This is a genomic window from Streptomyces sp. BE303 (assembly GCF_036290945.1).
Classification (GTDB): Bacteria; Actinomycetota; Actinomycetes; order Streptomycetales; family Streptomycetaceae; genus Kitasatospora.
On record NZ_JAQYWZ010000135.1, the window covers coordinates 1 to 2,619 of the forward strand.

Genomic DNA, 2,619 nt, shown 5'->3' on the forward strand with positions numbered 1-2,619 from the left:
CTTCCGCGGCACCGATGCGAACACCTCAGCCACGAACGCGGCCAACTCGCCACGGAGTTGCTCAATCTCCCCCAAGTTCACGCCGACCAGGATGCCCGACAGGCCGACCAAGATCAATACAAGTTAACGAAGTACTACTAGAAGGTGGTGCGGGAAGTCGCGCGGGTGGCCCAGGAGCACGGCCGACGCGACATCCAACCCGACCGCTCCCGCGTCCCCCGGTGGATTCGGGGAGAGGAACCCCGCGAGCCGGTAACCGAGTACCTGGCCACAGCCCTGGGACGCCTCTGCAACCCCCCGGTGCGCCTCGCGCCCGCCGACATCGGGATGACCGGCCGCCCCTCGGTCGGCCCCGCCGCGGGGTGGTCGGCGGCGGCGGTCGTCGCAGCGATCCTCGACACCACCCGGAGCGACGCCATGACCGACGACACCACCTCCACCACCGCCAGACTCCTCACCGGCCCCGAACTCACCGCCGCCGTACAGCCCTGGCTGCACCTACCCGACACCGAACTGCCCACCCCCACCCGCCCCGGCCGCCTCGGCATGTCCGATGTCCTGCGGATCAGGGACACCACCGACGCCTTCCGCAGGCTCGACAACGCGCACGGCGGCGGCCTCAGCCGGCGCGCCGTCGTCGGCCAGCTCCAGGACATCACCACCATGGTCAAGCAGGGCCGGGCCAGCGACGAAGTCGGCCGGGAGCTGTTCGTCGCCGTCGCCGACCTCGCCTCCGTCGCCGGATGGATGACCCACGACGTAGGACGGCACGCCGAGGCGCAGCACTACCTCCTGCTCGGCCTCCAAGCCGCCAAGGCCGCAGGCCCCGCCGGAGCTGCCATCGCCGGCCACCTCCTCAACTGCCTTGCCCGGCAAGCCAACCACCTACGACGGCCGACCGACGCCCTCGAACTCGTTCAGGCCGGCATGTACGGCACCCGCAAGCTCCCCGCCGACCGCCTCCGCGCAGTCCTCGCCATCCTCGAAGCGCGCTGCCACGCCACCCTCGGCGACCTCCCCGCCGCCCAACGATCCATCGCGACCGCCGAACACGCCCTCGACAACGACACCGAACCCCCAACGTGGGTCCTCTGGTTCGACCGTGCGGAGTACGAGGTCACCGTCGGCGTCTGCGAACTCATCGCCGCCGAACACGACGCCGACCGCGCCCGGAACGCGATCACCAGCATCGAGGCAGGCACCGCACTGCGCCCCGCCGAGCGGACCCGAAGCCGGGCCTTCGACCAGATCGCCCTGGCACGTGCCTACGTCCGATCCGGGGACCTCGACGGCGCGGACACCGCGACCTACAACGCCCTCCACCTGTTCGGCCACGTCGACTCCACCCGGATCACTGACCGCCTCCGCGAACTCGACGCCGAACTTGCCGCGGTACCCGGCGCTCCCCTGGCCCGCACCACCCGGGAGCGCATCGCCGCCGCCACCGCCTGAACACCCAACGGCCGTCGATGAGGCACACCACCACGAGGAAGAGCGCGTGAGCGACGAAGAACCCCTGGAGCAGTGGGCCGCCCGCAGGAAGGCGAAGCTCCGCCCGGTCGGCAAACTGAAGGTCCTCCGCCTGACCGCCGACAGCGGCCGGCAGGAACGAGCCCCGCCTGATCATGCGCTGGGACGGCTACCAGTGGATCCCCGAGACCGTGGTCCGGGACTACCCGGCCACACAGCGCATCCTCAGCGGGGCCGAAGGCGACGGCGTGATGCGACCGACCGCCCCACCGGCACCGAAGAAGCCGGCCGGGCGTGTAAGCGATCTTGTGTAAGTCCTTTGTGGTTATCGGATGCTGAGCCGGTCCTCGAAGAATAGTGAGAACTGGTTCAGCGCCTCCTTCCAGTGTGCGGCGACGTGGTTGATGTCGTGTGCCCTGGGGGCGATCTGCTCCCGCACCGCGAGGTAGAGCACCTTCAACGCGGCCTGTTCGAAGGGGAAATGGCCACGGTTGCGGGTGGCCTTGCGCAAGCGGGAGTTGATCGACTCGACCATGTTCGTCGAGTAGACGACCGTCCTTATCGCGGGCGGGAACGCGAGGTAGGGCGTGAACTCGCTCCAGGCCGCCCGCCAGGTGCGGACCACGGCCGGGTAGCGTTCGCCCAGCTCGGAGACCTCAATGTCACCGGTATGTCCAGCTCTGCCCGTGGCACCGTCGAAGCCCCTGGCCGCCGCGTTCGGCAGAAAGCCGGCCTCAACCGCGCCGTCTTGGACGCCACGCCCGAAGAGCTGCGCCGACAGCTCTCCTACAAGACTTCCTGGTACGGGTCACGCCTCGCGGTCCTTGACCGCTGGCACCCGTCCAGCAAGACCTGCTCGGCCTGCGGGACAGTGAAATCCGAACTGTCCCTGTCCGAACGGGAGTACCACTGCACCACCTGCGGCCTGACGATCGACCGGGACCTGAACGCGGCCCTGATCATCGCCCGGCACGCCGTCCCTCTGGTAGAGGGGGACGCTAAGTGGGCGTTTCGCTCCTGGTTGTCGAGGTCAGGTTCCGTGCCAGGTGGGGGTCGTTTCGCCGGTGAGGCGGCGGGTCATGAGGCTGATCATCGCGACGTGGATCATGGCTTCGGATCGGGCCGGGAGGGCTTCGTAGTCGCGGGCGA

1 protein-coding gene and 4 pseudogenes are annotated in these 2,619 nt (G+C 69.1%); 3 read left to right on the forward strand and 2 right to left on the reverse strand.

What is annotated here, in order from left to right; translation table 11 throughout:
- Nucleotides 1-300 precede the first annotated feature (300 nt).
- Nucleotides 301-1,452, forward strand: coding sequence for a transcriptional regulator (locus PUR56_RS00580; protein WP_329947391.1), 1,152 nt, complete (start codon nt 301-303; stop codon nt 1,450-1,452).
- 46 nt (nt 1,453-1,498) lie between these two features.
- Nucleotides 1,499-1,784: pseudogene (locus PUR56_RS43135) on the forward strand (DUF6087 family protein).
- An 11-nt stretch (nt 1,785-1,795) separates the two neighbouring features.
- On the opposite strand, the pseudogene PUR56_RS00585 reads toward PUR56_RS43135, so the two are convergent.
- A pseudogene (locus tag PUR56_RS00585) lies at nt 1,796-2,122 on the reverse strand (transposase); the annotation flags it as partial.
- Between the two features lie 18 nt (nt 2,123-2,140).
- Between PUR56_RS00585 and PUR56_RS00590 the strand changes: the two are divergent.
- A pseudogene (locus PUR56_RS00590) lies at nt 2,141-2,374 on the forward strand (zinc ribbon domain-containing protein); the annotation flags it as partial.
- 126 nt (nt 2,375-2,500) lie between these two features.
- Here the strand turns inward: PUR56_RS00590 and PUR56_RS00595 are convergent.
- A pseudogene (locus PUR56_RS00595) lies at nt 2,501-2,619 on the reverse strand (IS5 family transposase); the annotation flags it as partial.